Source organism: Citrobacter sp. wls827, from assembly GCF_005280875.1.
Lineage (GTDB): Bacteria > Pseudomonadota > Gammaproteobacteria > Enterobacterales > Enterobacteriaceae > Citrobacter > Citrobacter youngae.
In genome coordinates this window covers 1-26003 of record NZ_SZWR01000021.1, presented here as the reverse complement: position 1 = coordinate 26003, position 26003 = coordinate 1, and the positions used below count along the sequence as shown (strand labels likewise).

Sequence of the window (26003 nt, the reverse complement as noted above, 5' to 3'; positions counted from 1 at the left end):
TGGATTACATGTTTTCGATGATCGCGTCACCAAACTCTGAACATTTCAGCAGCTTAGCGCCATCCATCAGACGTTCGAAGTCATAGGTTACGGTTTTCGCGTTAATCGCGCCTTCCATACCTTTAACGATCAGGTCAGCCGCTTCGACCCAACCCATGTGACGCAGCATCATTTCTGCAGACAGGATGATGGAACCTGGGTTCACTTTATCCTGGCCTGCGTACTTCGGTGCAGTACCGTGGGTTGCTTCAAACAGCGCACATTCGTCACCAATGTTGGCACCCGGTGCGATACCAATACCGCCAACCTGTGCTGCCAGCGCATCGGAGATGTAGTCACCGTTCAGGTTCATACACGCGATAACATCGTACTCAGCGGGACGCAGCAGGATCTGTTGCAGGAACGCATCGGCGATAACGTCCTTAACCACGATCTCTTTACCAGTTTTCGGGTTCTTGATTTTAACCCACGGACCGCCATCAATCAGTTCACCACCGAACTCTTCACGCGCCAACTGGTAACCCCAGTCTTTGAACGCGCCTTCGGTGAATTTCATAATGTTACCTTTATGAACCAGGGTAACAGAATCACGATCGTTAGCGATGGCGTACTCAATCGCTGCACGAACCAGACGCTTGGTCCCTTCTTCGGAACACGGCTTGATACCGATACCGCAATGTTCCGGGAAGCGGATTTTCTTCACGCCCATCTCTTCGCGCAGGAATTTAATCACTTTCTCAGCATCAGCGGAGTCCGCTTTCCACTCAATCCCCGCATAGATATCTTCTGAGTTTTCACGGAAGATGACCATGTCGGTCAGTTCTGGGTGTTTAACCGGGCTAGGTGTACCCTGGTAATAACGCACCGGACGCAGGCAGACATACAGGTCAAGTTCCTGACGCAGGGCAACGTTCAGAGAGCGAATACCGCCGCCAACTGGAGTGGTCAGTGGGCCTTTGATGGCAACACGATATTCACGAATAAGATCAAGGGTTTCAGCAGGCAGCCAGACGTCCTGGCCATAAACCTGAGTGGATTTCTCACCGGTGTAGATTTCCATCCAGGAGATTTTACGCTCGCCTTTATAGGCTTTCTCGACAGCAGCATCGACAACTTTGATCATCGGTGGGGTTACATCAACGCCGATACCGTCGCCTTCAATGAACGGGATAATCGGATTTTCAGGAACGTTGAGTTTGCCGTTTTGCAGGGTGATCTTCTTACCTTCCGCCGGAACAACTACTTTGCTTTCCATTCACCTCTCCTTCGAGCGCTTCTGGTTCTGCTCGTCTGTCATCGCGCTGCATGTGCGTTTGCGTCCTGCTGCACGAATGCGTTAGAGCAATTTTTTGTTAATGTTTTGTAATGAGCATGTCAATACTACCCTAATGTTTGCCGCCATGAAAGACACTCGTTCTTAGGCTATAATGCGGCAATTGATATAATCTGAAAATACCATGCAAAAAACTTCTTTTAGAAATCACCGGGTTGAGCGATTCAGCTCACGACAAGTCACCAGGCAGCGTAAAGAAAACCAGCCAAAACGCGTGGTTTTGTTCAATAAACCCTACGATGTTTTGCCGCAATTTACGGACGAGGCAGGCAGAAGCACGTTAAAAGATTTTATTCCCGTGCCGGGAATCTATGCTGCGGGCCGACTCGACCGGGACAGTGAAGGGCTTTTGGTGCTGACCAATGACGGTGCACTGCAGGCCCGTTTAACACAACCCGGAAAGCGCACCGGGAAAATTTATTACGTGCAGGTTGAAGGCGAGCCAACTGCAGAAGCGCTGGATGCGCTACGCACAGGCGTAACGCTTAACGATGGCCCCACGCTGCCCGCAGGCGTTGAAGTGGTAGAAGAGCCTGCATGGCTGTGGCCGAGAAACCCGCCCATTCGGGAGCGGAAAAATATCCCCACCACCTGGCTGAAAGTGATCTTATATGAAGGCCGCAACCGCCAGGTTCGCCGCATGACAGCCCACGTTGGATTCCCGACGCTGCGTCTCATTCGCTACGCCATGGGGGATTACACACTGGATAATCTCGCCAATGGTCAATGGCGGGATGTAACTAACTGAATAAGGAACAGGTATGTTCAAACCGCACGTCACGGTCGCCTGCATTGTGCATGCAGAAGATAAGTTTTTGGTCGTTGAGGAAACAATCAATGGCAAAGCCTTGTGGAATCAACCAGCAGGACATCTGGAAGCGGATGAGACGTTAGTGCAGGCCGCCGCGCGCGAGCTCTGGGAAGAGACAGGTATCCACGCACAGCCACAGCATTTCATTCGAATGCATCAATGGATTGCGCCGGATAAAACGCCCTTTTTACGTTTTCTGTTTTCTATCGAGCTTGCCAATATGTGCGCTACCGAACCTCATGACAGCGATATAGATTGCTGTCACTGGGTCAGCGCAGAAGAGGTTCTCTGCGCGCCAAACCTGCGCTCACCGCTGGTTGCGGAGAGCATTCGCTGCTACCAGAGCGGACAACGCTACCCGCTGGCGATGATCGGTGAATTTAACTGGCCGTTTACAGAGGGTGTCAAGTAAGGGGCTGCGTGCTAGAATATGCCGCCTTGAAGTTCAATGTCGTGAGTATTCCTATGTCTGAAAGCCCAAAAAAAGTGATCGTCGGCATGTCCGGCGGTGTCGATTCCTCCGTTTCTGCCTGGCTGTTGCAACAACAGGGTTATCAGGTAGAAGGCCTGTTCATGAAGAACTGGGAAGAGGACGATGGCGAGGAATATTGCACAGCAGCCGCCGACCTTGCGGATGCTCAGGCTGTCTGTGACAAACTCGGCATTGAGCTGCATACCGTCAACTTTGCCGCAGAATATTGGGACAACGTCTTTGAACTGTTCCTTGAAGAGTACAAAGCAGGCCGTACGCCGAACCCGGATATTCTGTGCAACAAAGAAATTAAATTTAAAGCCTTCCTCGAATTTGCCGCTGAAGATTTAGGTGCCGATTACATCGCCACCGGTCACTACGTGCGTCGCGCGGATGTCGACGGTAAAAGTCGATTGCTGCGTGGGCTTGATGGCAATAAAGACCAAAGCTATTTCCTCTATACCCTCGGCCATGAGCAAATTGCGCAAAGCCTGTTCCCGGTTGGCGAACTGGAAAAACCGCAGGTACGTAAAATTGCCGAAGATCTGGGTCTGGTTACTGCGAAGAAAAAAGACTCCACCGGCATCTGCTTCATCGGTGAACGTAAGTTCCGTGAGTTCCTCGGTCGTTACCTGCCGGCACAACCCGGCAAGATCATTACCGTTGACGGTGAAGAAATTGGCCAGCATCAGGGGCTGATGTATCACACCCTGGGTCAGCGTAAAGGTCTGGGTATTGGCGGAACAAAAGAAGGTACCGAAGATCCATGGTATGTCGTGGATAAAGACGTTGAGAACAACATTCTGGTTGTCGCTCAGGGTCATGAACACCCGCGCCTCATGTCCGTTGGCCTGATTGCACAGCAATTACATTGGGTCGACCGTCAACCGTTCACCGGCACCATGCGCTGCACGGTGAAAACCCGCTATCGTCAGACCGACATTCCGTGCACCGTTAAGGCACTGGATGCCGAGCGTATTGAAGTCATTTTCGATGAACCCGTCGCGGCAGTAACGCCGGGTCAGTCGGCGGTCTTTTACAATGGCGAAGTGTGCCTCGGCGGCGGCATTATCGAACAACGATTGCCTCTGCCGGCATAATTATTTACACATTTGATACAAGGAAGCAGTGAACGTGGCAAAGAATTATTATGACATCACCCTCGCCCTGGCAGGCATTTGCCAGTCGGCACGCCTGGTGCAAGAACTGGCGCACCAGGGGCATTGTGATGCCGATGCATTACACGTTTCACTGAACAGCGTCATTGACATGAATCCCAGCTCTACGCTGGGCGTGTTTGGCGGCAGCGAGGCCAACCTGCGTCTCGGTCTGGAAACGATGCTCGGCGTGCTCAACGCCAGCAGCCGTCAGGGGCTGAACGCGGAACTTACCCGCTATACATTAAGCCTGATGGTACTGGAGCGTAAGCTTTCAGCCGCCAAAGGTGCCATGGACACGCTGGGAGACCGTATCAACGGCTTGCAGCGCCAACTGGACCATTTTGATTTGCAGTCAGAAACACTGATGAGTGCGATGGCCGGCATTTATGTTGACGTCATCAGCCCACTCGGCCCGCGTATTCAGGTCACTGGCTCCCCGGCTATCCTGCAGAGCCCACAGGTTCAGGCCAAAGTACGCGCTTCATTGCTGGCTGGCATTCGCGCTGCCGTGCTCTGGCATCAGGTAGGTGGCGGCCGTCTGCAACTCATGTTTTCTCGTAATCGCCTGACGACTCAGGCAAAACAAATTCTTGCTCATTTAACCCCGGAGTTGTGATCTATGGAATTATCCTCACTGACCGCCGTTTCCCCTGTCGATGGACGCTACGGCGATAAAGTCAGCGCGCTGCGCGGGATTTTCAGCGAATACGGTTTGCTGAAATTCCGTGTACAGGTTGAAGTACGCTGGCTGCAAAAACTGGCCGCGCACGCAGCGATCAAGGAAGTTCCTGCTTTTGCTGCCGACGCAATCGGTTACCTTGATGCGATCGTCGCTAACTTCAATGAAGAAGATGCTGCGCGTATCAAAACCATCGAGCGTACGACCAACCATGACGTGAAGGCAGTTGAGTATTTCCTGAAAGAAAAAGTGGCGGATATCCCGGAACTGCACGCTGTTTCCGAGTTTATCCACTTCGCATGCACCTCAGAAGACATCAACAACTTGTCTCACGCGCTGATGCTGAAAACGGCGCGCGACGAAGTAGTCCTGCCGTACTGGCGCCAACTGATTGATGGCATCACCGCGCTTTCTGTTGAATATCGCGATATTCCCCTGCTATCCCGTACTCACGGTCAACCTGCCACCCCGTCAACGATGGGCAAAGAGATGGCAAACGTGGCGTACCGCATGGAACGTCAGTATCGCCAGCTCAACCAGGTTGAAATCCTCGGTAAAATCAACGGTGCTGTGGGTAACTATAACGCCCACATCGCCGCTTACCCGGAAGTTGACTGGCATCAGTTTAGCGAAGAGTTCGTCACCTCGCTGGGCATCCAGTGGAACCCCTACACCACGCAGATTGAGCCGCACGACTACATTGCTGAGCTGTTTGATTGCATCGCCCGTTTTAACACCATTCTGATCGATTTCGATCGCGACGTCTGGGGTTACATTGCGTTGGGTCACTTCAAGCAGAAAACTGTTGCCGGTGAAATTGGTTCTTCCACCATGCCGCACAAAGTAAACCCTATCGATTTCGAAAACTCTGAGGGTAACCTGGGCCTGTCTAACGCGGTTCTGCAACACCTGGCGAGCAAACTGCCGGTTTCCCGCTGGCAGCGCGACCTGACCGATTCAACCGTTCTGCGTAACCTGGGCGTGGGCATTGGCTATGCGCTGATCGCCTATCAGTCCACGCTGAAGGGTGTGAGCAAACTGGAAGTGAACCGCGATCATCTGCTGGATGAACTGGATCATAACTGGGAAGTTCTGGCAGAGCCGATCCAGACCGTGATGCGTCGCTATGGCATTGAAAAACCGTACGAGAAGCTGAAAGAACTGACTCGCGGCAAACGCGTTGACGCTGAAGGCATGAAGCAGTTTATCGATGGTCTGGCGCTGCCGGAAGGCGAGAAAACCCGCCTGAAAGCCATGACGCCGGCCAATTACATTGGTCGCGCCATCACCATGGTTGATGAACTGAAGTAATCTGCACTCCGCCAGATGCTGAACAGAAGCCGGATAAGCGTAAGCGATTCCGGCTTTTTATCGCCGCATTAACATCCCTTCCCCCGGTTTATTAAATGTTTATCCCCACTGCCACATAATCAGCGTTAGACTATAAAATCGATTTTGAAAATTCAGTAAATACAGTTAATTATCATAAAATCAATCAGTTAATAAAAAATCAATTTAGACAATCGCGGGCAATATGAGTCATTTCATCGCCCCAAATCATGCCCCTAACTGATTTTTGCCCCCAAATTTGCCCCCAAAAAATTTTCGCAGCTTGTCTCCTGAAGCCATCTGCATCCTAAGGTATCTGGGGCTCTGCACTTATCATAACTGTCATGAAGCTGTGTCATTTGTGGGTTGTGACAAACATCTCCATTCCTCAATGGAGTAACACACCATAGTTTTAGTGGTATCAACCTCTGGTAAAAAACCAGACCTAAACATCAATAAGCCCCCATCAGCGAAAATCAAAACAAACGAGAGCGCAGAATACAAGCAGCATAATAAGTACTACCTATCTGACATTTACCCATCAAACGATTCAGATAATTTTATTTATTTTTACTGTTTGGTTTGGCGACTTTAAATTGATCTGCCACACATAAAAAGTATGATGTTTTTATATAATTGTCATACTTTTGGCTAAGTAACCCACTATAAGGTCATCATTTTGTCCAGACTAAACCGCACACTTATAGCTATGCTAGCATGCGTATCTTTTTTTGCTCATGCCGCCCCATCCGATGAAATTACCACCGCATGGCCGGTGAATGTTGGACCACTAAACCCACATCTTTATACACCTAACCAGATGTTCGCACAGAGTATGGTCTATGAACCATTGGTAAAATATCAGGCGGATGGTTCTGTAATCCCATGGCTGGCAAAAAGCTGGAGTCATTCGGAAAACGGTAAAATCTGGACGTTTCATTTACGCGATGACGTTAAATTTTCTAACGGTGAAGCATTTGATGCACAGGCAGCAGCGGAAAACTTCCGGGCCGTGCTGGATAACCGTAAACGTCATGCGTGGCTGGAATTAACCAATCAGATCACAGATGTTAAAGCGCTAAGTAAAAGAGAACTTCAAATCACCCTGAAAGATGCCTATTATCCATTTCTGCAAGAGTTAGCTCTGCCACGTCCTTTCCGCTTTATCGCGCCTTCTCAGTTTAAAAATAATGAAACGCTTAACGGAATTAAAGCACCGATTGGTACCGGACCATGGCTACTGAAAGAATCCAAACTTAATCAGTATGACGTACTGGTACGTAATGAGCATTATTGGGGTGAGAAACCGCAGATTCAAAAGATCACAGTTAAGGTCATCCCGGATCCAACAACACGAGCCGTGGCTTTTGAAACCGGCGATATTGATTTGTTATACGGTAATGAAGGGTTGCTACCACTTGATACTTTTGCACGTTTCAGTCAGAACCCCGAATACAGAACACAACTTTCAGCTCCTGTTGAAACTGTGATGCTTGCACTCAACTCTGCTAAACCACCAACAAATGAACTGGCTGTACGAGAAGCATTAAACTATGCGGTTGATAAAAAAACGCTGATTAAAAACGCGCTGTACGGTACTCAGCAGGTGGCTGATACGCTGTTTGCACCATCTGTACCCTACGCTAATATCGGTTTGAAGCCGCGCCAGTTTGACCCACAAAAGGCGAAATTTTTACTGGAGCAAGCTGGCTGGACTTTGCCTGCAGGAAAAACAATTCGTGAAAAAAACGGACAACCTTTGCATATTGAACTGGCCTATGTCGGTACTGATGCGCTTAGCAAATCAATGGCTGAGATTATGCAGGCAAATATGCGGCAGATTGGTGTAGACGTTGCCCTGGTAGGTGAAGAAGAAAGCAGTATTTATGCCCGCCAGCGTGATGGTCGTTTCGGTATGATTTTTAATCGCACATGGGGTGCCCCCTACGATCCGCATGCTTTTATGAGTTCAATGCGCGTTCCATCCCACGCGGACTATCAGGCGCAGCTTGGCCTACCAGATAAAGCCCAGATAGATAAAGAGATTGGTGAAGTACTTATTTCCACCGATAAAACCCAACGTCAGGCGCTGTATCGTGACATTCTGACCAGGCTACACAATGAGGCGGTTTATCTGCCTATCAGTTACATGTCGATGATGGTGGTCGCCAAACCTGAGCTGGGCGAAATTCCTTATGCGCCTATCGCTTCGGAAATTCCGTTTGAACAGATAACGCCGGTGAAACCCTGATGTTTCGTTATGCTTTGCGGCGCATACTGCTGCTGATCCCGATGATTTTTGCCGCGTCAGTAATTATCTTTTTGATGCTGCGTCTGGGAACGGGTGACCCGGCGCTTGATTATCTGCGCTTATCTAACCTGCCACCAACACCGGATATGGTTGCCTCCACACGCATTATGCTTGGCCTGGACCAGCCACTTATCGTGCAGTACGGTACCTGGCTGTGGAAAGCCCTCCATCTGGATTTTGGTATCTCGTTTGCCACTCAGCGACCAGTGCTGGATGATGTTATGCACTTTCTGCCAGCCACACTGCAACTGGCGGGGGCTGCACTGGTGCTAATCTTACTTACCTCGGTGCCGCTGGGCATTTGGGCTGCACGTCATCGTGATCGTCTGCCGGATTTCTTTGTGCGGGTTATCGCCTTTCTTGGCGTATCAATGCCTAATTTCTGGCTCGCATTCCTGCTGGTAATGTTTTTCTCTGTTTATTTGAAATGGTTGCCCGCGCTGGGGTATGGCGGCTGGCAGCATATCATTTTACCTGCCGTGTCGATTGCTTTCATGTCGCTGGCGATCAATGCCCGACTGTTACGTGCAAGCATGTTGGAAGTCGCCGGGCAACGCCATGTTACCTGGGCGCGTCTGCGCGGTCTGAACGAGAGGCAAATCGAACGTGGTCATATTCTGCGAAATGCTTCATTGCCGATGATCACCGCCGTGGGAATGCATATTGGTGAGCTGATAGGTGGGACGATGATCATAGAAAATATTTTTGCCTGGCCTGGTGTTGGTCGCTATGCGGTCTCGGCAATTTTTAACCGTGATTATCCCGTGATCCAATGCTTTACGCTAATCATGGTCGTGGTGTTCGTGGTTTGTAATCTGGTGGTTGATTTACTAAATGCAGCCGTCGATCCCCGTATTCGCCGTCATGAAGGAGCGCACTCGTGAGTTTTTTTCTCTCTTCACGCTGGTCGGTCCGTCTGGCAATCATCATCATTGCTTTACTGGCTATCATTGCGTTTACCAGTCAGTGGTGGCTGCCTTACGATCCGCAGGCCATTGATTTGCCATCCCGACTGTTGTCACCTGATAGCCAGCACTGGCTGGGCACCGACCATCTGGGCCGTGATATCTTTTCACGTCTGCTGGCGGCAACCCGCGTATCACTCGGTTCAGTGATGGCCTGCCTCGTGTTGGTACTGGTGCTGGGGCTGATCGTCGGAGGTAGCGCAGGACTCATTGGTGGTCGCGTTGATCAGGCCACAATGCGCGTCGCTGATATGTTCATGACGTTTCCTACATCGATCTTATCTTTTTTCCTTGTCGGCGTTTTGGGAACGGGGCTAACTAACGTCATTATTGCCATCGCTTTGTCACATTGGGCATGGTATGCACGAATGGTTCGTAGCCTGGTTATATCACTTCGTCAGCGAGAATTCATCCTGGCTTCCCGGCTTTCAGGTGCAGGCCATATTCGTATATTTATCGACCATCTGGCTGGGGCGGTGATCCCTTCATTGCTGGTACTGGCAACCCTCGATATTGGGCACATGATGCTGCACGTCGCCGGGATGTCGTTCCTTGGCCTTGGCGTAACCGCACCAACCGCCGAATGGGGGGTAATGATTAACGACGCTCGCCAGTATATCTGGACTCAGCCATTGCAAATGTTCTGGCCTGGCCTGGCATTGTTTATCAGCGTAATGGCCTTCAACCTCGTGGGGGATGCGCTGCGCGATCACCTGGATCCACATCTTGTCACGGAGCATGCCCACTGATGCCGCAACAGATTGAACTGAAAAATATTGTTCTGCATGCAGAGAAGCCTTTGGTTAACGGCGTATCGCTGTCGATTAAACGCGGGCGTGTGCTGGCTCTGGTTGGGGGAAGTGGAAGCGGTAAATCACTGACATGCGCAGCCGCACTCGGCATTGTACCTTCAGGTGTTCATCAAATGTCTGGAACTGTTCTGGCAGATGGAAATCCCGTTTCCCCTCGTGATCTGCGCGGCGTTAAAGTCGCGACAATTATGCAGAACCCACGCAGCGCGTTTAATCCGCTTCGAACCATGGCCGCACATGCGCGGGAAACCTGCATGGTGCTTGGTAAACCTGCAGATGAAGAAACGCTAATCACTACACTGAAGGCCGTAGGATTAGAGGATGCAGCCCGGGTACTTAGACTTTATCCCTTTGAAATGAGCGGGGGAATGCTACAACGAATGATGATAGCAATGGCTGTACTATGTGATGCTTCATTTATTGTTGCGGATGAGCCAACAACCGATCTTGATGTGGTTGCACAAGCGCGCATCCTTGATTTGCTGGACAACATCATGCAAACCAGGGCACCAGGGATGTTGCTGGTCACCCATGATATGGGGGTCGTGGCGCGTCTGGCTGACGAAGTGGCGGTTATGGACCATGGCAATATTGTCGAATATGGCGACGTCGAAACGATATTTAACGCCCCTCAGCATACTGTCACACGTAATCTGGTATCGGCACATCTTGCTTTGTATGGTCTGGAGTTAGCCTTATGACACTACTGACAGTTACTAATATTTCACATAAGTATAAGCATGCTAGTGTGAGCGGTACAAATCAATATCAATCTGTACTGAAGGATGTTTCGTTAACGCTGAAAAGTGGTGAAACTGTTGCTTTGTTGGGCCGCAGTGGTTGTGGGAAAAGTACGCTTGCACGTCTGCTAGTTGGTCTGGAATCGCCAAGTCTGGGTTGCGTTAGTTGGCGTGGCGAACCACTATCACAGCTAAATCGCGCAAAAATAAAAGCCTTCCGCCGCGATATTCAGATGGTATTTCAGGACTCGGTCAGCGCAGTGAACCCTCGCAAAACCGTACGTGAAATATTGCGTGAACCTATGTGTCATCTGTTATCGCTCAGTAAGCCAGAACAGCTCGCCCGTGCCAGTGAAATGCTTAACGCAGTAGATCTGGATGACAGCGTGCTTGATAAACGCCCGCCCCAACTCAGTGGTGGACAGTTACAGCGCGTATGCCTTGCCCGGGCATTGAGTGTTGAACCAAAGCTATTAGTTTTAGATGAAGCAGTTTCAAACCTCGATTTGGTGCTGCAAGCTGGGGTGATTCGTCTGCTCAAAAAACTGCAACAGCAGTTTGGCACTGCTTGTCTATTTATCACCCATGATCTGCGCCTTGTGGAACGTTTTTGTCATCGTGTTATGGTGATGGATGAAGGGCGAATTGTTGAAACACTGACAGTGGGGGAAGCATTAACTTTCTCTTCAGATGCCGGCCGAGTGTTACAAAATGCTGTCCTTCCCGCATTCCCTGTGCGCTAAGTCATCTATCATATGCCTTACACCAGTTCTCCCCCGATGCTAATGTTCGGGTAAAACCGATGATGACACTGCCGGCGATCAACACTGATGCCAGCAAACATAAGAAAGAACAGATAAGCCGGACAGTTCAGGAAATGTTTGAAGAGGCTGATATGTGGCTGGTGTCAGATTAAGGGACAATATGCCGCAGTGACGTCATTGCATGCGACGCGCTGCGGCAACTACCTATTGCTGAGGCTCCTGCTGAATTTGCTCAAGCTCCAGTTCAGTGTTTTTCATTGCCGCCATCGCATCGTCATTACTCCTGTTCCAGATACTGTCTGATGGCATCTGCACACGAGCCGAGACAAACGCATCTGTCGGTATGTCCACTGGCTCACCATCGGTCACCGTTTCTGTAAACACACCGTGTTCATCTGTGTTTCCTATTCTGTTTCGGGCAAATGATGGCGATGATGCGTGAACCCGGTGATAGGTTTTGATCAGCACCGTTCCGTCAGCATTAACCGTGTAATCCAGCCAGATACGCGGCTGTTTATTGCGATCAACCGGTATTTCAAAACCACCATCAACCCCGCCCCACGCCGCATCAGCATTCAGACCTGTACACCCACTTATCAGGTATTCCCCTGCAGACAGGCGTGCAACAACACACCCTTCTGATTCCTCATTGGTTTCATATTGTCCATCTGAGAAAACCTTAACTACCGGGGATGATCGCTTGATGAAGCCGTTAGAATCTACGGTTGTGTTTCTTGAATGCCATAGTCGTGACCAGCCTTTCCACTGCTCATAAGACGTTTTATCGGATCGCTTTGAGTTCAGATAATATTCATTATCAGAACCCCAGCTACTGGCCAGCGCTGTTCCAATATTGTCTGCTGTTGACGGGAAGAAATTGACGGTACTGTACTTTGCCGGCGCATCCCAGGGGCCGATGTTGCTCGTATCTCCCCAGCTGAACATGGCGAAGTCTCGTCTGGATGTAAACGAGGCATACCAGCTACCACCGCTACCGTCTGTTAACTGTCGGTTTGTCGTGGCAGACAGACTCTGGCGGGCTGACTCGGGACTGTTGCCCCCCGTACCACCCTGAGTGACACTTAAAGGCGTTGTTAACCCACTGAGGCTGGTGATGTCACTGTTAGCACCTTTTTTAGCGTAATCATCAAGAGCCGTCTTATCTGCCTTTTTATCCAGGTCCGTTTTGTCAGCTTTCTTATCCACCAGGCCCGCGATACTGTTCCAGGCTGGTCCGGAAAAGCTGGTACCGTCAGGCAATCTGACGGTAATTGTTCCGGTACCGCTGAATACCTGCTGCCAGTTCTGCTTGTCGTAATTCAGGCCGCGAAGCGCCTCTGCACTCTGTGTCACCAGCGCGGCGGTCACCATATTCAGCGCCACCCGAGGAACCGCTGACCATGCAGCCACCGACTGAGTAGGTCCGGTATAGTTACTGACCAGCGTCAGTCCTGTATTGCTTTCGATTGTTTTGACCGGGAGCGTATACGGAATGCCGCCTACAGTGGCAACAACAAAATCGCCGGCTGCCAATTCGGTAGTAAATGAAGTCCCCGCCCCTGATACCTGGGCAGAATTATTCGTCAGGGTGAGTGTTCCTGCTGACATAGATTTTCCTCAGTACATGTTCGGGATAATGAGAATGGGCATGGTGATATTTCTGTTACGGGTCATATCCCATCCATTGCTGAAGTAATTACCAAAAACCCGGTTATAGGCAGACCTGACGCTACCGCCCGACATCACAACACCTTTTGTACGAAGGTTCCCGTAACCGCCGTCCATACGGACCTGTGCACCGGTATAAACTATCTGGCAGAACCCGCCGCCAATATCCTGGAATGCATCGGTAATCTGGATTTGTCGGTCATATACAAAGGGGCGTTTCAGCGTGGAGAACGTAACCTGGCCAGCGGCGTTGGTCATCGTGATGCCATCACCGCCGACAGGTGCGGTCTGATTGAATATCACCAGGTCTATGGTCGCCGTTCCGGCCACGTCGTCCCGCCCTGTGTAGGAGATATCGCGAACGATAATATTGCCGCCATCAAATCCCACCGATACATTCGGGTTATCCCATTTCCCAAAAGGAATGCCGCTCACCGGAAGCGCAGCACTGCCGTTAACCGTGATGCGCCCGGACCAGGCGCAGGTCATCAGCGCAGCCTGATTAGATATGGCGGTGAAGTCGGTAGAGTTCGCAACCAGTAACCCTTCGTTATAAGTCGCTGCAGGCAGCAGTTCCATAACGTAGCCGGACCAGTCCGGAGTAAGGGATTTACCCCCGATTGTCTCTGCGCCAATGATGACCCCGGAGTCCCCGTTCCGGGTGACCCCCGTCATAATGGCTACATCAAATTCAGCAAATGAGTAGGTGTAGACAGGATTGGTGGGTATCACAATAACCTGAGAGCCTGGAACCAGTGGCGTGTTTACCGGGTACTGCATTGGCTGGGATGACCAGCCCGAGAACGATGTGCAAAAACTGGGGGCTCGTAGCCCTGCAGTAATTGCCATCACCGGACGGCCATCGTTGTAATCAATCAGAATACCTTCCGGCATTATGACCACCTCCCGACAACAACCCGTCCACCGCTAGACAAATTGACAGTTAGTCCATTACCGTTGATAACGACGGTGTTATTCGTACCGTTAAATGCAAACTGACCACTGTTCGCATAAAACTGACCATGAAATTCACAGTTACCATTTTTATCGATATTCCACCCGGCCCCTGAAGGACCTGAAACGAAAGAGGTGGACCTGATATAGTTGCCAATCTTTGCATTGGTGATACTGCCATCCTGAATTAAAGCATCACGGATAAATACCTGTCCGTTATAGACAAAGAACGCAGCAGTGTAATTTCCCGGATCACTTCCGGAGTAAATACCGAACTGGTCAGCAGCAAAAACCACCGTGGATTTATAACTGCTCCCCGATGGCTCAATGGACACGCCGAATCCAGTGTTATATTTCACACCATTTCTGACAATGCCAAGGTTCAGGGTGTATGATGCTTTCGCAGTGCCATCGCTTTTAACCTCGGCGGTCATCTTCTGGTTAACAGCCGCCATCAGCTCACCTTCAGGACCGATCTGCGCCTGAACATAATCAGCAAGCTCTGCAAACGCGCCATCCAGATTTGCAACCGTGGTGGTCACCGTCATGACTTCGGCTTTGACTTCACCGTACTGCTCAAACTGACGCTGTACCGTGCCGTGATTGGCGAGGGCATTTTCCATTATGCCTTCAAGGTTTGTATCCACCCCCTCTTTAATATTCTGGAAGGCCTCTGATTTCTGGACAGAATCGTCAATGAGATCAATGAGACTACCGGTGTCCATAGAGCACAGCGCCGGTACTTCGATAAAGCCTGATGCACCAAAGGCGTTAATTGTCCTGATGTACCAGTAATAGGTATGCCCCACCTGTAGCTGACTGCTGGTCCAGGTGGTTCCCATTCCCTCGCGACTGGCGTTACCTTCAACTATTTCAGTTGACGTTCTAGGCAATTGAGTTTCGCCCGATGTCCAGAAATCGAACTGCGTGGAAACATTGGTGATCGCCGCCAGACGCGGGATCAGCATGATGGCAAAGAAGCCCTGCTCAATATCAACATGAGAAGGTGGTGGCGGGGCTTCTATACTGAATTCCAGATAAGCCTCCGGGGATTCAGCCCCCATCTGGTTTACAGCAATAACGTGTGCTGTGTAGGTATTTTTCGGTAATCCGGTAAGACGCGTGAACGCCCCCGGAACCTGGACGGACATGACCATCTGACCATTACGGCGAATGATCACTTTGTTGTAGACCACCTGCCCGATGTTCTGCCAGGACAGAATGCCCTGTACGACCTGCCCGATTTCCTCCACGGTGTATTTCAGGTTCTGCGGCTGCGCCACGCCTCCGGATGGCAACTGAGTAAACGGCGGTCGCTCAATCGGTTTACCGATGGCATCCCCCCATACATCCGCTGTTTCCTGCTTCAGTGTCAGTTGCACGCCGTTCTGAACGCCGAACTTCCTGTCCGTTACCCGCATCTCAACATTGACGATGCCGATAGACGGGAAATTCACCTTCACATACATTCCAGGGCGGTAACGGTATCCGCTCAGGTTTAACGTTACGTTCATCGTCCTGGCGATGCGGGTACGCTTTAACTTCACATCAGCGAGGCGCTGGGCCTGAAATTCTGAAGTCACAAATCGCAGTTTCATATCCTGCGATATTTCCACCCCGTCTTCTGTCACCCATTCACTGACAGACACAGAGGGGAAATCCGCTTCGGTATAGCCCTGCTGCGGATCGACGAATGTCCCCTTGATAGTGTTAACGCGTTCCGCCTGAGAGACCTCCGGCATGATTTCGATATCACCGGCCAGCTGGCTTTCAGTGATCACTTCGGTAGCGGGTCCGTAATAAGCCCCGACCAGAAGACCATGTTTGCCCGCGGTATACGTTACATCCCCGGCGCATGCCGCCAGCATTCCTTCCAGAATACTGACTTTGTTTTCACTGAGATCGAACTCTCCGTTAATCGTGTAACGCTTCTCAACGGTATTACTGCCAGTAATCACATCCTCATCACAGATGTTCGCTGCTTCCTGAAACTGTTCCCAGAGAATATCGGCGTCAGGCACTTTCAGGTAATTGCGGTAATAGTCCAGGATAACCAGTGCCGCATTGTTGCTGTAACCCGTCAAACCGGTACGCGGGTCATAAACGGCACGCCCGTACTTTTCGACCTTGATATTCGGGATACCTGACGGGAATTTTTCTGCACTGAATTTGAGGGACACGCGCAGCCACGTGATCCCCTTTCCGATCATGTCTTCTTTCCATGACGGACAGTTTGCCAGCATATATGGATCTACGGTCTGCCGATTGGTGTGCAGCTCAAAAGATGCATGCTCCGGAAAACTGCTGATCGGTTCGTCACCCAGCCAGACGGTTCCAGTGCTGGATAATGAGTGACCCGCCAGCGCAACAGCCAGGTGCAGCATTTCACCGTCATCCTGTTGTCCCGACTCTTCCTCTGAAAAGAACAATGTTCCCGCTGTCGTGGTGTGACCATAAACAACCGTTTTGGCGCTGGCGGCGGCACGAAGGACCTGTTTACGTTCCGATGTGTCACGGTAGGAATCCAGTGATGGCTTTTTGGTCAGCGCCTGAGTTGCCACCTGGGCGGCCACGGTGATAGCCATTGCGATCCCGTAATACTGATATGAGGCGGCGGCACCTGCAGCAACGGTCGCAATAATAGGAATAGCAGCAGGCATTAACGCACCCTCCAGACACTCAGCGGCTTAACCCGCAGACTGACAAGACCATTTTCGCCAGGTACCCATACAACGCCGGAATACACCACCCCGGCACACCGCGATCCCGCATTTTCAACAACGGCAATATCCCCACGCTGCGCCAGCTTCACCGGCACTTCATCGAGATACCGGGCCAGCACCTTTTCAAGCGAACCGCCACCGCGCAATATCGCCTTTTTTGCCCCATGTTCGCTGTCGTAGGCTCCGCGCCAGGCCGCCGCAAAATCCTCGCCGCACATGGCCTGAGCGCAGTCCGCCGCGAACAGGCAGCAGTCATGACTACCCCATAAAAAAGGCCGCTTTTCAGCGGCCCTTATTACGGTGATTAATCTGTTATGCCAGTCCGGATGCTTCATGTTGCCTCACTTATAGGTAAATCCTGGCGCATCTTTTTTACTGCCCCAGTAAATAGAACGTTCAGACATCTGCGCTACATACCGGAATATACGGTCGCCGGGATAAGCAGCCTGCTGCGATTCATCGGTATAGCGATCGGGAAAAGGACGCTGCCAGTCTTCAAAAATATTACTGATGTTGTACTGCAGGGCGTTCGTCCCGCCAGCGGTCGCCCCTGTACTGGATACCCGCCCTTTGAACAGGAGATCGGCAACCTGGACAACGCCGTTATCATCCATAGCCACCAGATAGATTTCGGCATTTCTGCCAACACAGCGCTCATTCAGCGTGGTGGCAAAGAGAGCCATATCCAGACCAGAAAGGGTCATTTTGACCTGTGTCGGGCTGGTTGTGCTGGTTTCACTGGCATCATCAACAGAGCCCATGCGGCCCATGCCGTAATAAACATAGCCGTCGAGAACCAGCGTCCCGGTACCGGAATGCACATAGACGGTGCCGGATTCAAACTGAATATTGGCGGCGATTGCAACCGTCACCCTGTCACGGGATAACCAGTCCACCATCGAGTCAGAAAACGGGGAATACAGCATTAAAATGCCTCCTCAAGCTCCAGCGTGTAACTGGTAAAAACACCCGGCACACGGTTACCGGCACCCTGTTGGTTATCCTTCAGTTTGAAAATGCCGTAGGGTTTCGCAACCTCAATGGCAGCATTAGCAGGCGGCGAACTACGCAACATCGGCGCAAATGCAATCATTGCGGTACCGTTCGCCGCGCTCGTCACATCGGCTGTAACCATCTTTAGCTCGTCGTTAACAGTGAAATAATCGCCCTGTCTGAGCACCACTGTTCCCGGCGTCCAGCCCTTACTCTGAAGCTGGGTTCCGGTCTGATTAGCGCCATCAACAACGGGCACGCCCGCTGGCGCTCTGCCACTTCTCCCCCAGTCGCGAACTTTTACCCTGCCATACTCGCCATCGAGGGAAGCCACCAGTGCATCAATACGCCTGGATTTTTCGTCCGTCAGGTTATTAAAGGTCAGGGAACATACCCAGCGGGTACCGGGGAAACGTGCGGTTTGTGATGATCCATTGAAGGGAGAACGAAAAGTTTTGGTATTACTCTCCGGTCGCCAGGTCAGCGACGCGGGACAGACATCTTCCGGCCATTCGAGTGCAGCCATAGATTCTCCTGCATTACTCTGCGCACGGCAGCGCTACTGATCATTTGTCAGGATGTTACTGATTTACATACCTGGTTATGGTTGTTATTCAGCCCGTCAGTGGTGGGACACTGGCGCACTCATAAAAGGAGGGATAGCTGATTACCTCTGACAAGGAATTAGAAAATGGATCAACCAATAAAGTTTATTGAAAAGCTGGAAATTAGTGCTAACACAAGTAACCTTGAGTCTCTTGGCGCTGAAATTGTTGCACTAAAGGTTGCTGTTGGCCTTATTTTTCAAAAGTTACAAGACCCAATGAGAGAAGCTTTTCTGAAAGAATTAAGGCAACTTAATAATCCAGCAATGAACGACCTAGCAAAACAACTCGAGCAATTCCGCATTTAATTCATAATGCCAAATTGTGATGAGTGAAATGCTATTTTTAATTCGGCGGCCCGCTCCTGGGCCGTCTTATCCCCGGCAACCAGTTGCTGGCGAACAGAAGTACTGAGTTCATCAATCGCGCAGTTAATCTCATTGTTGGCCTGACGCATACGCAAAAGCGACTTTTCCAGCGCTTCAACTCGTTCTTCTAAAGTCATAACTGTCTCCCGCCTTTCGGCTTAATGAATATTATTAATGCATTACACACCAAGTAAGCGCCTCGCCTGGCCTCTATTAGCGAAATCCTGAAGCAAATCCTGTTTCGCCATCTTCGCACCGTCATTCGCTCCCTGTCGCGCAGCTTCCTGCATAGCCTGCTTCAGTGCCGCATCTCCGTTACCGGAAATAGAGAAATGCTGCTGAATAGTTTGCTGGAGCTGAGCCCCGCCACCGCCAACAGAAGAAACTGTGTCATCCACCATACGAACACCGAGATTACCGTCAGCAGTTCGCGTCAGGGGCATTATCGCTTCAGGGCCAGCCTCTCCCATCAGACCTGCACCTTTTGCAAATGCAAACATCGTCGGGCTGTTCACGACGCCATTACGGAAACGACTCAGATCAGGGGAGTCCATTACGCCGCCCTTAGCGAATTTCAATTAAGATGCCGCACCAGTATAAGCTCCGGACGGTGTTGCACCGCCAGCAGATGCTGCACCAGCTACTGAACTACCAAACATCCCACCCAGTGAACCAAACCAGCCGCTATCACCAGCAGATTTAAGCGTGTTGACCATAATTGCCCTGAGCAAGACTTTCTGCAGCTCATTCAGCACACTGTTCGCCCAACTTGCCCAGTCAGCTTTATTACCACTGAGGGCGTCAGCCATGTTGTCCACCAGACCATCAAGGGTGTTACCGACTAAATCTGACACCTGAGTGTAATAATCGCTGGAAGTATCTACCCAGTTAGCCAGGCCATTCTGCGCACCGGCTAGCCAGTTACCCTGCAATCTGTCCAGTTCATCATAATGAGAACGGTATTTATCGAGTCGTTCCGCCAGCGCTTTGTCCAATTCCTGGTTATAACGGTCATAATCCTCCTGGCTACGAATATCTCCGCTCTGATAGCGCCGTTGCAAATCCTCTCGCTTCTCCAGAAATTCGCGTTCAATGCTGAGTTGCTCACGCATCCTTTCGCGGGCTTTATCACCAAGTCCTGCGCCAATGACATCTGCATCAATGGAAGCCGCTGAATTCGCATTTTCGCGCTGAAGGTTCGAAACGTATTCAGCCAGTTTTAGATTTTCCTCGTTCGCCTTTTTTACGGAATTTAGGCGATCAACCTCTGTAGCCAATTGTTCAAGGCGTTGCTTCTGTGTTGCATTAAGTCCAGTTAGCTTGCCGTCTGCGATATCAAATTGTAGTTTTTGCTGTTCAGTAACCTCTGCGCTTTTCTTTCCAGTGGTGTCGATGAGAGCAATCTGACGGAGGTAACTTGTCTCCATTGATTTAAAAGCTGATTCAAGTTTTTTTGCTGAAGCAGCAGTTTTTAATTTCCCGTTTGATTCTCCTGCGCCAAGACCATAATCTGTTTTAGATGAAGAATAATTACCTAAGGTTGCTGGATATAGAGGTAGGTTATTTCCTGCTTTAAGGATTGCTCGGCGGCGTTCAAGCTCTGATCGTTCAGCCAGTTTCCCTTCCGCATCCATTCCTAATCTGTTGAAATCTGCAAGAAAACCTTCGTCATTTAAATCTGCATCAAGGTTTCTTATGCGACGATCAATTTCCTCTATGGATGCATTCTCCCCTATTGTCCGCCCCCCTTTGTAAAGATCGATGAGTTTTCCTGCTTCCGCTCCAACCTTAACAAGCCAGGTAGCGAGGTCGACCACGCCACTAACAAGGTTGGTGATACCTTTGATAACTTCAGGGTCTTTAAATACATCACCCATGTCGCTAATTGATTTCTGCAGGTTAGAAAGGTCAACCTTTGCTAATCCAGCTGATAATTCAATCTTAACCCCTTTAACTTGGTTTTCCATATCCTCAAAGATTGAATTAACTTTTACGAGACTTTCTATATCGGTATCATCTGGTGCTACGCCAAATTCTTTCGCAGCCTTAATATATTTTTGTAATTTATCACCGCCCTGATCAAGCAAAGGAAGCAACTTAGAGAGATCGTTACCCAAGCTTTCAAGAATAGTAGTCTTTTCAGCGTTTGTTTTAATCTTGCTCAGAGCATCACTTATGGCTAAAAGTTGCTTATCCGGCGATTCACTCGATAATTTTTTAGCTGATAAACCGAGTGCATCCAATGCATCTACAGCCTCACCTGATTTATTCAGTACCGAGTCACCAATTTTATCTCCGATATCTTTAAAAATATCAGCCATTTGATCGCCTGAAACACCTGCTTTTTCTGCAGCATACTGCCAAGCAAGTAATGATTGAGTAGACATGTTGAGCGACTTAGCCCAACGGTCAGACTCAGTAATTTGCCTGGAGGTATTTTTTAACAGGTTGTATCCAGCCACACCTACGCCAATAGCAGCGGCGCTTGCTGCAGTTGCTGCCCCTGTGAATGCAACAGCTACAGATTTTGCATCCTCTTGAATCTGTTTTCGCCATTTCTGCGATGCCCTTTCAGCCTGGCTTAGGCCGCCAACAAAGCCGCCAACTTTGGCAATTAAGTCTATCGTTAATGTACCTAATGATTTACTTGCCACGCTGTCCTCCAGGTAAAAAAAAGCCCCGCAAAGCGAGGCATTTTAATGCTTATTAAATAGTGTAAATATTACTTTTATTTTTTCTTTGCTTGCTCTGGATAATCTGAAACATCAAAATCGAACCCCTGTTCGCCAGATTGATAAAATGTCACTCCAATAGTGATTTTTTTATTGCTCTTGATGTATTTTTCGAAAGACTGTGGGTTATCAAGAAAAATCATATCTGATCTTCCAGACGCCTCACTACTTGCAGTCCAGGTTTTTACCTTTCCGTTATCGCCCTTCGTTCTTATTGAGCAATCTGAGTAACCACATACAATCTGCCCTTTAGATATCACAACATAGGCATCAGTACCTTGTTTTCTTTTGCGGAAAACCAAGTTGAGTACAGATCCACCATCAACGTTGTAAGGGAATGGGAAATTAACATGATTTTTCGACGTATTATAAAAAATCTCCCCAACCTCACCAGTCACGCTATCTTTCGTGGGTTGGTTATGCCAGTTAATAACTGTAACTGGTTCTTTTTTTACCTCTACTTCTTTCACGACATCATTTTTCAACTTATCATTGCTTACCTGAGTGCTACCCACTGTTTGGCTAGGCGCTTCTTTTTTGTTGCTTACTTTGCCAATAAAAAAAAGAAGGATAAGAACCCCTACAAAAATAAAAAACACCATCATACATCCCGATGGACCTTTGTTTTTTTTTGCTATGGGAGCTCCGCACTTTGGACATGATGTGGCCTTGTCAGATACCTGTTCTCCACACTCTTTGCATTTAATTAAAGCCATTCCTTGATCTCCTTATTTTTAGATAGGGTAGCAAGGAAAGCGTTTCTAATAAATTCTACTTTTCAATTCCACGTCCTCATCGCTTCCTGCAGGCTAATTGGTTCGTTAGCGGCGACTCGCTCTACCGCTGCAATGTGAGGAGCGAAGTCAGCAATGCCGAATGCCGGCGTGTTTGTACCGCGATTCACATTAGCCAGCACAGAAGAAATCAGCGCTGCGCCCCATTCCGTCCGCATCATAGGGTTCAGGCTTCCGTATTTTTGACGATACTGGACCCACTGCTGGAACTCAAGGAAGCTAAGGCGTTCCTGCGCTTCTGAAATGGTACGTCCACCAATCCCGTTAAGAACTAGTTCACACCAGATTTCGTCTTCTGCGCTGAGTCCGTCTTTCCCAGATCGTTAACTTCCTGAATGGCCACCAGCAAAGCAACTGTAAGTTTTCCATCCAGTGCGCCACGTTCCGGATCAGCCTCACCGGTCACATCAGCAACGGTAAACACCTGATGCCCGTCTTCGTCACAGATTGAAGCTGCAATACGGCCAGCAACGCCATCAATCTTGCCAAGACCGGCGAGAACGTCAGATGTAGCAGTGTGATAACCCAGAGGGCGAACATAAGTTGTGGCAATGTGCTCTTTCCCGTCAGCACCTTTCCATTTAATTTCTTTCTCAACAGGACGACCAGTAAAGGCGCCTGTATTCTTCAGCGTATCAAGAGTCAGTTTCATGTCGTTTTCCGGTATAAACATCAATGGGGCGGGGAATATTCCCCGCGCTTAATTAACTGCCTGGTTGCGCTTTCGGAATCCATGCCCCCTGGCCGGAACGCTGGATGGTGGCAGATGTCTGCACGACGGTATTACCCTGGAAGTCAAACGGGAAGTCGGAAACATAACCTTTGAACACGTACCAGGTACGATTTGAAGGCAGAATCAGTCCATCAACAGCATCAGGGGAACTACCCGTTGTTGGTTCAGACTCACCATCAGACCAGCCGATCGCAAATGTCACATCGCTCTGATCGTTTGATTCAGCCATATTGCTGAGCATCAGGTGGCTGGCATTCTGTGGATCGGCGTTAAGCGTGGCAGTCGCCTGCCCCGGAGTACGCAGACCCTTTTTATATTTTCGGGTGTTACGTTCACTGAGGCAGGTATCGTCAATCTGATCTGCCGGGCTGCCGCCTGGTGAGAATGCCGTAATGCATTCGATTTCGCTCACGACACCATTCGCGAGCACAAAAAGTTGAGTGCCTTGAGTCACTACTGACATAGTCATCTCCGGATATAAAAAACCGGCTTATAGCCGGTGTGATGTGAGTTGTTTTGAGTTATCGGTTGACCAGCCAGTCAACGTCGAATGAATAACGGTATTTGAGGGTTGCGGGGTCTCTGCCCTGCGCAGCCCAGCGAGTAATGTAAGCCTTGCGCTGAATGACATCGCGCAATGCTCGCGCCACTGCAAGAGCATCGTCATCAGTGTCGCCATACACATCAACCTGAATAGAATAACGGTCGATGTCAGGGTTCTGACTCAGGTAATTTTCAGGTTCACCGCCCACGTTCTGCCAGACCGCGTAGGGATACACCAGGTCATCATCATGCATGCCAAACGGATAAAGCCTGACCGGGTGGGCTCCGAGTAGCTCTTTTACTTTCGGGTCTGTCGAACAGACGGAAAAAACTGGAGCAATCATGCTGTCGTTCCTTTCTTCTGCGCGCGAGAGACAGCCCTGTCGATAGCTTTTTCAAACTCGGTAGAGAAAACGTTAACTACCTGCATATCAACACCATTCATCGCGGGCCTGAGAATTGGTTTAGCTGCAACATGTTCTGTTCCAAACTCCAGAAAACGCCAGTACCAGGTGGCTCCGCCTGGGTTCCCCTTACCAGAACCAGCAATCTCCCCCATTTCCGATAAAGATGTTTGCCCCAGTCTTGCTCTACGGCGATCAGTTTTCCTTTGTTCACGAGCACTTCTGGTTGCCCTGGCTCCGCCAAGTACGCCAACGCGGAAAGCTATATCACCAGTTTGCCTGTATTTCCGGCTATCAAATCTCGCTACAATATTTTTAAAGATGGCTTCATTGGTAAGTGGATCATCCACTCTTTGAGCATTCCCCCTCGCCCTGTCACGGATAACTTCAGCAGCCTTTCTAAGTGCAAATCGCCCTGCTTTGCTTTTTGTCACATCAGTAATTGCTGACATTTTCCCCAGCAAAGAATCCAGTCCGGTAAGGTTTACCTCTACACCGTCAGCCATCGTTTACCCCTTCTGAGCACGGGAGCGTAAGGTATTCACGCCCGCTTTTCGGGTCGGGCAAAACACCTTCGATATTGTAGATGCCACCACGAAAAAGAATACGCTGTTTCCTGGTAATCCCTGCACGATAGTTAATAACAATGCGAGTAGTTATTTCCCCCTGAACCGACTGCGCAGCAATAAATTCACGCACTGACGACGGGGAAACCTCCGCCCAGACGGTCGCCACATCCCGCCAGGTATTAATTACGGCTCCCGTTGTCGGGTTTTGACCTTTTACCGGCTCCTGCAGGGTCACCCTGTGACGTAATTTCCCGGCTTGCATATCACCCCCTCGGTCTTTGACTCAAGTAAACGGGTCGCTCGTCGCCTAATGAAGTAACATCAATACCTTCATCTCCGGCCAGTGACTGGATAATGACATCACACAGGGCTTCATTTGATTCAGCCAGGCGGTTTAACGCTTCCGTCTGCTCTCTATGTGCTTCGTTCTGTTCGCTCAGCGCTGCTATCAGCGCGTTTACCTGTTGCTCGTTCATAAGCTATTTTCACCCACTTTTTTATCCACTAGCGCTGCTGATAGCACCCGGAACATGACATTTATCCCCCTTAAATAATCGTTGGCAGTCGCAGCTCCCAGATAAGCATCGTCACATCAAAAGGTAACTCGCCCTGCTTTAAATTCTGCACTGTTGTGCCATCAGGATCGTTGTAAAGCTTAGTGACAAGGCGTAACGTCGCCTCCTTTGCCAGCGAACATTCTTCACTTTCCAGCGGTCGGTTATTGGTATCAACGATTTTGTCCCTGCTGCCCTGGCAAAAACGAATAATTGCGGAACTTGCGGCACGGATTTTTCCTGTTAGATCATTGTCGCTATGGTCCCCATCAATACGGCAGTGGTCTTTAACCTCATCAAGAGTGACGAGTTCAATCATGTTTTATCCCTCCCATCACGACCGCGCTTGGCGGCCAGCGTCCAGCCTTTAGCGCCTGTTTCACCAGGCTTATCCTGCGTCTGTTCATCACAGTGCCAAAGAGAGCCGCCCCACGTCACAGTGTCGCCAGGCAGATATTCATCACCTGATTTGAATACGCCCCGGTACACCATAACTGGCAAATCAAAAGTTTTTTTCTCACTGGCACCACTGGCGTGGTTAACGGTGACAGTGAAGTTACGCATCCCTTCCTTGCCGACATCAACGCCAGCAACACCATCAACTACACATTCCCAGCCACGCATGCCGTGAGTTTTCTCATAGGCCCGCCAGAGGCCTCCGTTATGGGTGGCATAAGAACCACGGGGATAACTTTTTGACCCATCAATAAAAGGCAGTAATTCCAGCGCAAGCGCATCGCGGCCATCTTCGCCGGGCCTGCCAGGTTCCGGCGCGGGGATCTCAGCCATAGCCTCACTGATGAGAGCTTTAACATCAGGAATTTCCGGCATTGCTGCCGTAATAAGCTCCTGCAATACAGGTCTGATGTCCTCCACTGTCACGCTTTTGCCGTCCTGCGGTACAGGAATTTCCGCTACGGCTTCACTGACGGCATCGTCAACAGCCTGTTTGAGTGCCTCCGGATCGTAGTCTTTGCCGTCTTTCGG

The 26003-nt window shown here is 49.9% G+C and carries 30 protein-coding genes and 2 pseudogenes; 12 read left to right on the top strand and 20 right to left on the bottom strand.

The genetic code is table 11. From position 1 onward, the window contains the following. Window positions 1-4 precede the first annotated feature (4 nt). Window positions 5-1255, bottom strand: coding sequence for an NADP-dependent isocitrate dehydrogenase (gene icd, locus FDX03_RS17180; protein WP_003030769.1), 1251 nt, complete (start codon window positions 1253-1255; stop codon window positions 5-7). A 202-nt stretch (window positions 1256-1457) separates the two neighbouring features. Here icd and rluE point away from each other — a divergent pair, with 202 nt between their 5' ends. The 11 genes and pseudogenes from rluE to FDX03_RS17125 form a co-directional block, all read left to right on the top strand. Next, on the top strand, window positions 1458-2081 hold the full coding sequence (rluE, locus tag FDX03_RS17175; RefSeq protein ID WP_115602173.1) for a 23S rRNA pseudouridine(2457) synthase RluE: 624 nt from the start codon (window positions 1458-1460) through the stop codon (window positions 2079-2081). A 13-nt stretch (window positions 2082-2094) separates the two neighbouring features. Beyond that, window positions 2095-2556 (top strand): NUDIX hydrolase, encoded by a 462-nt coding sequence (locus tag FDX03_RS17170; protein WP_048211947.1) that lies wholly within the window; start codon window positions 2095-2097, stop codon window positions 2554-2556. A gap of 53 nt (window positions 2557-2609) precedes the next feature. Further along, window positions 2610-3716, top strand: coding sequence for a tRNA 2-thiouridine(34) synthase MnmA (gene mnmA / locus FDX03_RS17165; RefSeq protein ID WP_137346305.1), 1107 nt, complete (start codon window positions 2610-2612; stop codon window positions 3714-3716). 34 nt (window positions 3717-3750) lie between these two features. Further along, complete coding sequence (gene hflD / locus FDX03_RS17160) at window positions 3751-4392, top strand: high frequency lysogenization protein HflD (RefSeq protein ID WP_016153409.1); 642 nt, start codon at window positions 3751-3753, stop codon at window positions 4390-4392. A 3-nt stretch (window positions 4393-4395) separates the two neighbouring features. Further along, on the top strand, window positions 4396-5766 hold the full coding sequence (gene purB, locus FDX03_RS17155; protein WP_137346304.1) for an adenylosuccinate lyase: 1371 nt from the start codon (window positions 4396-4398) through the stop codon (window positions 5764-5766). Window positions 5767-6460: 694 nt separating this feature from the next. Then, window positions 6461-8035, top strand: a complete 1575-nt coding sequence (gene nikA / locus FDX03_RS17150) for a nickel ABC transporter substrate-binding protein (protein ID WP_137346303.1) — start codon at window positions 6461-6463, stop codon at window positions 8033-8035. Further along, window positions 8035-8979 (top strand): nickel ABC transporter permease subunit NikB, encoded by a 945-nt coding sequence (nikB, locus tag FDX03_RS17145; protein WP_005120995.1) that lies wholly within the window; start codon window positions 8035-8037, stop codon window positions 8977-8979. Before nikA ends, nikB begins: the two co-directional genes overlap by 1 nt. Next, complete coding sequence (nikC, locus tag FDX03_RS17140) at window positions 8976-9809, top strand: nickel ABC transporter permease subunit NikC (protein WP_005120996.1); 834 nt, start codon at window positions 8976-8978, stop codon at window positions 9807-9809. The genes nikB and nikC overlap by 4 nt, the downstream gene beginning before the upstream one ends. Next, entirely contained in the window at window positions 9809-10573 is a 765-nt protein-coding gene (gene nikD / locus FDX03_RS17135) for a nickel import ATP-binding protein NikD (RefSeq protein ID WP_137346302.1), read from the top strand. Before nikC ends, nikD begins: the two co-directional genes overlap by 1 nt. Beyond that, a complete protein-coding gene (gene nikE / locus FDX03_RS17130) occupies window positions 10570-11355 on the top strand; it encodes a nickel import ATP-binding protein NikE (RefSeq protein WP_137346301.1) in 786 nt (261 codons plus the stop codon). The genes nikD and nikE overlap by 4 nt, the downstream gene beginning before the upstream one ends. Before the next feature lie 5 nt (window positions 11356-11360). Beyond that, window positions 11361-11528, top strand: a pseudogene (locus FDX03_RS17125) (DinI-like family protein); the annotation flags it as partial. 52 nt (window positions 11529-11580) lie between these two features. Here FDX03_RS17125 and FDX03_RS17120 read toward each other — a convergent pair. Genes FDX03_RS17120 through FDX03_RS17095 form a run of 6 tightly spaced genes read right to left on the bottom strand, consistent with a single transcriptional unit; the run spans window position 11581 to window position 18240 of the window. Beyond that, window positions 11581-12984 (bottom strand): phage tail protein, encoded by a 1404-nt coding sequence (locus FDX03_RS17120; RefSeq protein ID WP_137346300.1) that lies wholly within the window; start codon window positions 12982-12984, stop codon window positions 11581-11583. Between the two features lie 9 nt (window positions 12985-12993). Continuing rightward, window positions 12994-13938, bottom strand: coding sequence for a DUF6453 family protein (locus FDX03_RS17115; RefSeq protein WP_137346299.1), 945 nt, complete (start codon window positions 13936-13938; stop codon window positions 12994-12996). Next, entirely contained in the window at window positions 13938-16658 is a 2721-nt protein-coding gene (locus FDX03_RS17110) for a DUF1983 domain-containing protein (protein WP_137346298.1), read from the bottom strand. The genes FDX03_RS17115 and FDX03_RS17110 overlap by 1 nt, the downstream gene beginning before the upstream one ends. After that, window positions 16658-17056: a hypothetical protein gene (locus tag FDX03_RS17105; protein WP_137346297.1), complete on the bottom strand. Its 399-nt coding sequence runs from the start codon at window positions 17054-17056 to the stop codon at window positions 16658-16660. The genes FDX03_RS17110 and FDX03_RS17105 overlap by 1 nt, the downstream gene beginning before the upstream one ends. Window positions 17057-17062: 6 nt before the next feature. Continuing rightward, window positions 17063-17647, bottom strand: coding sequence for a hypothetical protein (locus FDX03_RS17100; RefSeq protein ID WP_137346296.1), 585 nt, complete (start codon window positions 17645-17647; stop codon window positions 17063-17065). Further along, entirely contained in the window at window positions 17647-18240 is a 594-nt protein-coding gene (locus FDX03_RS17095) for a hypothetical protein (protein WP_137346295.1), read from the bottom strand. Before FDX03_RS17095 ends, FDX03_RS17100 begins: the two co-directional genes overlap by 1 nt. Before the next feature lie 165 nt (window positions 18241-18405). On the opposite strand from FDX03_RS17095, the gene FDX03_RS17090 reads away from it, so the two are divergent. Further along, window positions 18406-18627: a hypothetical protein gene (locus FDX03_RS17090; RefSeq protein ID WP_137346294.1), complete on the top strand. Its 222-nt coding sequence runs from the start codon at window positions 18406-18408 to the stop codon at window positions 18625-18627. Here FDX03_RS17090 and FDX03_RS17085 read toward each other — a convergent pair. From FDX03_RS17085 to FDX03_RS17030, 13 genes and pseudogenes are all read right to left on the bottom strand, one after another. Next, window positions 18624-18824 (bottom strand): hypothetical protein, encoded by a 201-nt coding sequence (locus tag FDX03_RS17085; protein WP_137346293.1) that lies wholly within the window; start codon window positions 18822-18824, stop codon window positions 18624-18626. The two genes, FDX03_RS17090 and FDX03_RS17085, sit on opposite strands and share 4 nt — an antisense overlap. A 42-nt stretch (window positions 18825-18866) precedes the next feature. Further along, window positions 18867-19241 carry a hypothetical protein gene (locus FDX03_RS23555; RefSeq protein ID WP_249357095.1) on the bottom strand — a complete coding sequence of 125 codons (375 nt, stop codon included), beginning with the start codon at window positions 19239-19241 and terminating at the stop codon, window positions 18867-18869. 24 nt (window positions 19242-19265) lie between these two features. Then, the gene (locus tag FDX03_RS17080; protein WP_249357094.1) at window positions 19266-21341 is read right to left on the bottom strand and encodes a phage tail tape measure protein; all 2076 of its coding nucleotides are present in this window, start codon (window positions 21339-21341) and stop codon (window positions 19266-19268) included. 74 nt (window positions 21342-21415) lie between these two features. Continuing rightward, window positions 21416-22135 (bottom strand): zinc ribbon domain-containing protein, encoded by a 720-nt coding sequence (locus FDX03_RS17075; protein ID WP_137346292.1) that lies wholly within the window; start codon window positions 22133-22135, stop codon window positions 21416-21418. Window positions 22136-22197: 62 nt separating this feature from the next. Then, a complete protein-coding gene (locus FDX03_RS23550) occupies window positions 22198-22374 on the bottom strand; it encodes a hypothetical protein (protein WP_233607015.1) in 177 nt (58 codons plus the stop codon). A 110-nt stretch (window positions 22375-22484) separates the two neighbouring features. Further along, window positions 22485-22865 (bottom strand): phage tail assembly chaperone family protein, TAC, encoded by a 381-nt coding sequence (locus tag FDX03_RS17065; RefSeq protein ID WP_137346290.1) that lies wholly within the window; start codon window positions 22863-22865, stop codon window positions 22485-22487. A gap of 52 nt (window positions 22866-22917) precedes the next feature. After that, complete coding sequence (locus FDX03_RS17060; protein WP_046671182.1) at window positions 22918-23409, bottom strand: phage tail tube protein; 492 nt, start codon at window positions 23407-23409, stop codon at window positions 22918-22920. Window positions 23410-23467: 58 nt separating this feature from the next. Further along, window positions 23468-23833, bottom strand: coding sequence for a DUF3168 domain-containing protein (locus FDX03_RS17055; protein WP_119922248.1), 366 nt, complete (start codon window positions 23831-23833; stop codon window positions 23468-23470). Further along, window positions 23830-24399 (bottom strand): HK97-gp10 family putative phage morphogenesis protein, encoded by a 570-nt coding sequence (locus tag FDX03_RS17050; RefSeq protein WP_119922247.1) that lies wholly within the window; start codon window positions 24397-24399, stop codon window positions 23830-23832. The genes FDX03_RS17055 and FDX03_RS17050 overlap by 4 nt, the downstream gene beginning before the upstream one ends. Next, complete coding sequence (locus FDX03_RS17045; RefSeq protein WP_137346289.1) at window positions 24392-24724, bottom strand: phage head closure protein; 333 nt, start codon at window positions 24722-24724, stop codon at window positions 24392-24394. The genes FDX03_RS17050 and FDX03_RS17045 overlap by 8 nt, the downstream gene beginning before the upstream one ends. 1 nt (window position 24725) lies before the next feature. Then, window positions 24726-24938 carry a hypothetical protein gene (locus tag FDX03_RS17040; protein ID WP_119922245.1) on the bottom strand — a complete coding sequence of 71 codons (213 nt, stop codon included), beginning with the start codon at window positions 24936-24938 and terminating at the stop codon, window positions 24726-24728. 70 nt (window positions 24939-25008) lie between these two features. Beyond that, the gene (locus tag FDX03_RS17035) at window positions 25009-25335 is read right to left on the bottom strand and encodes a head-tail connector protein (protein ID WP_119922244.1); all 327 of its coding nucleotides are present in this window, start codon (window positions 25333-25335) and stop codon (window positions 25009-25011) included. Then, a pseudogene (locus tag FDX03_RS17030) lies at window positions 25332-26003 on the bottom strand (phage gp6-like head-tail connector protein); the annotation flags it as partial. The gene FDX03_RS17035 and the pseudogene FDX03_RS17030, both read right to left, overlap by 4 nt.

Coding starts and splice junctions, on each gene's coding strand:
- icd (WP_003030769.1), bottom strand. CDS start 1,255: ATGGAAAGCAAAGTAGTTGTTCCGGCGGAAGGTAAGAAGATCACCCTG.
- rluE (WP_115602173.1), top strand. CDS start 1,458: ATGCAAAAAACTTCTTTTAGAAATCACCGGGTTGAGCGATTCAGCTCA.
- FDX03_RS17170 (WP_048211947.1), top strand. CDS start 2,095: ATGTTCAAACCGCACGTCACGGTCGCCTGCATTGTGCATGCAGAAGAT.
- mnmA (WP_137346305.1), top strand. CDS start 2,610: ATGTCTGAAAGCCCAAAAAAAGTGATCGTCGGCATGTCCGGCGGTGTC.
- purB (WP_137346304.1), top strand. CDS start 4,396: ATGGAATTATCCTCACTGACCGCCGTTTCCCCTGTCGATGGACGCTAC.
- nikB (WP_005120995.1), top strand. CDS start 8,035: ATGTTTCGTTATGCTTTGCGGCGCATACTGCTGCTGATCCCGATGATT.
- nikD (WP_137346302.1), top strand. CDS start 9,809: ATGCCGCAACAGATTGAACTGAAAAATATTGTTCTGCATGCAGAGAAG.
- nikE (WP_137346301.1), top strand. CDS start 10,570: ATGACACTACTGACAGTTACTAATATTTCACATAAGTATAAGCATGCT.
- FDX03_RS17120 (WP_137346300.1), bottom strand. CDS start 12,984: ATGTCAGCAGGAACACTCACCCTGACGAATAATTCTGCCCAGGTATCA.
- FDX03_RS17115 (WP_137346299.1), bottom strand. CDS start 13,938: ATGCCGGAAGGTATTCTGATTGATTACAACGATGGCCGTCCGGTGATG.
- FDX03_RS17110 (WP_137346298.1), bottom strand. CDS start 16,658: ATGCCTGCTGCTATTCCTATTATTGCGACCGTTGCTGCAGGTGCCGCC.
- FDX03_RS17105 (WP_137346297.1), bottom strand. CDS start 17,056: ATGAAGCATCCGGACTGGCATAACAGATTAATCACCGTAATAAGGGCC.
- FDX03_RS17100 (WP_137346296.1), bottom strand. CDS start 17,647: ATGCTGTATTCCCCGTTTTCTGACTCGATGGTGGACTGGTTATCCCGT.
- FDX03_RS17095 (WP_137346295.1), bottom strand. CDS start 18,240: ATGGCTGCACTCGAATGGCCGGAAGATGTCTGTCCCGCGTCGCTGACC.
- FDX03_RS17090 (WP_137346294.1), top strand. CDS start 18,406: ATGGATCAACCAATAAAGTTTATTGAAAAGCTGGAAATTAGTGCTAAC.
- FDX03_RS17085 (WP_137346293.1), bottom strand. CDS start 18,824: ATGACTTTAGAAGAACGAGTTGAAGCGCTGGAAAAGTCGCTTTTGCGT.
- FDX03_RS23555 (WP_249357095.1), bottom strand. CDS start 19,241: ATGGACTCCCCTGATCTGAGTCGTTTCCGTAATGGCGTCGTGAACAGC.
- FDX03_RS17075 (WP_137346292.1), bottom strand. CDS start 22,135: ATGGCTTTAATTAAATGCAAAGAGTGTGGAGAACAGGTATCTGACAAG.
- FDX03_RS23550 (WP_233607015.1), bottom strand. CDS start 22,374: ATGATGCGGACGGAATGGGGCGCAGCGCTGATTTCTTCTGTGCTGGCT.
- FDX03_RS17065 (WP_137346290.1), bottom strand. CDS start 22,865: ATGAAACTGACTCTTGATACGCTGAAGAATACAGGCGCCTTTACTGGT.
- FDX03_RS17060 (WP_046671182.1), bottom strand. CDS start 23,409: ATGTCAGTAGTGACTCAAGGCACTCAACTTTTTGTGCTCGCGAATGGT.
- FDX03_RS17055 (WP_119922248.1), bottom strand. CDS start 23,833: ATGATTGCTCCAGTTTTTTCCGTCTGTTCGACAGACCCGAAAGTAAAA.
- FDX03_RS17050 (WP_119922247.1), bottom strand. CDS start 24,399: ATGGCTGACGGTGTAGAGGTAAACCTTACCGGACTGGATTCTTTGCTG.
- FDX03_RS17045 (WP_137346289.1), bottom strand. CDS start 24,724: ATGCAAGCCGGGAAATTACGTCACAGGGTGACCCTGCAGGAGCCGGTA.
- FDX03_RS17040 (WP_119922245.1), bottom strand. CDS start 24,938: ATGAACGAGCAACAGGTAAACGCGCTGATAGCAGCGCTGAGCGAACAG.
- FDX03_RS17035 (WP_119922244.1), bottom strand. CDS start 25,335: ATGATTGAACTCGTCACTCTTGATGAGGTTAAAGACCACTGCCGTATT.